Consider the following 1,425-nt stretch of genomic DNA (forward strand, 5'->3'; position numbering starts at 1 on the left):
CGCAGATGATGGTCGAGGTCGCAACCACCGAATCCTTCAAGGACGCGCGCGCGCTGCCGCCGATCGCGGCGCTGCCCGAAAGCGATTTCACCGCCAAGATGCTGCTGGAAAACCTGCCCTCGGGCCAGGACATCTTCTACCGCGTCCGCTTCCGCGACCTTGCCCATGTCAACGTCACCGGCGAGCCCGTGGTCGGCCGCTTCCGCACCGCGCCCGCCGACCGGCGCGATGTCACTTTTGTTTGGGGCGGCGACGTCGCCGGCCAGGGCTGGGGCATCAATCCCGACGACGGCGGCATGTTCACCTTCGCCACCATGGGCAAATACAAGCCGGATTTCTTCCTGCATTCCGGCGACACCATCTATGCCGACGGCGTCATTCCGTCCGAGGTGAAGCTCGCCGACGGCAAGCTGTGGAAGAACCTCACCATCCCGGAGAAGGCCAAGGTCGCCGAGACGCTCGACGAATACCGCGCGGCGCACAAGTACAACCTGCTCGACGAGCATGTGCGCGCGTTCAATGCGGAAGTGCCGATCTTCGTGCAGTGGGACGACCACGAGGTCACCAACAACTGGTCACTGTCGAAACAGCTTCCTGCCGCCTACAAGGAGCGCGACATCAACGTGCTGGCGGCGCGCGCGGCGCGCGCCTTCCACGAGATGTATCCGATGCGCGAAAGCATCGTCGAGCCGGGGCGCGTCTATCGTACGCTGAGCTACGGACCGCATCTGGACGTGTTCATGCTGGATGAGCGCAGCTATCGCGGACCCAACGGTCCGAACCAGCAGACCAGCTATGGCCCCGATGCCTATTTCCTCGGCCCGGACCAGCTCGCCTGGCTGAAGCGCGGACTGCTCAACTCGCGCGCCACCTGGAAGGTGATCGCCTCCGACATGCCGCTCAGCCTCATCGTCTATGACGATGCGGCCAACAGCAAGGGCTCCGAAGCGTTCGCGCAAGGAGACGGCCCGCCGCGCGGCCGCGAACTCGAGATCGCCGAGATCCTGCGTTTCATCAAGACCGCCGGGATCGTCAACACCGTCTGGCTCACGGCGGATGTGCACTACGCCGCCGCGCACTACTACAATCCGAACAAGGCGCAGTTCCAGGACTTCGATCCGTTCTGGGAATTCGTCTCCGGCCCGCTGCATGCCGGCACGTTCGGCCCCAACGAGCTCGACAACACGTTTGGACCCGAGGTGAAGTTCATCAAGGCGCCCGGCGCCGACAAGCAGAACCTGCCGCCATCGGCGGGCATGCAGTTCTTCGGCCACGTCAAGATCGACGGCGCAACCGGACAGATGACAGTAACCTTGCGCGACCGCGCCGACGTCGCGCTGTGGTCAACCACGCTCGACCCGAAGCCGGTGTAGGAAGGCTGCCTGTAGCCCGGATGGAGCGCAGCGAAATCCGGGACGGTCCTGG

Annotated in this window: 1 protein-coding gene; it reads left to right on the plus strand. The window is 64.5% G+C overall.

Translation table 11 applies throughout. From position 1 onward, the window contains the following. A partial coding sequence (locus CWO89_RS44170) for an alkaline phosphatase D family protein (RefSeq protein WP_130584381.1) occupies positions 1-1,373 on the plus strand: 1,373 nt, incomplete at its 5' end. Positions 1,374-1,425: the final 52 nt, after the last annotated feature.

It is taken from the genome of Bradyrhizobium sp. Leo170, from assembly GCF_004296405.1.
Taxonomy (GTDB): Bacteria; Pseudomonadota; Alphaproteobacteria; order Rhizobiales; family Xanthobacteraceae; genus Bradyrhizobium.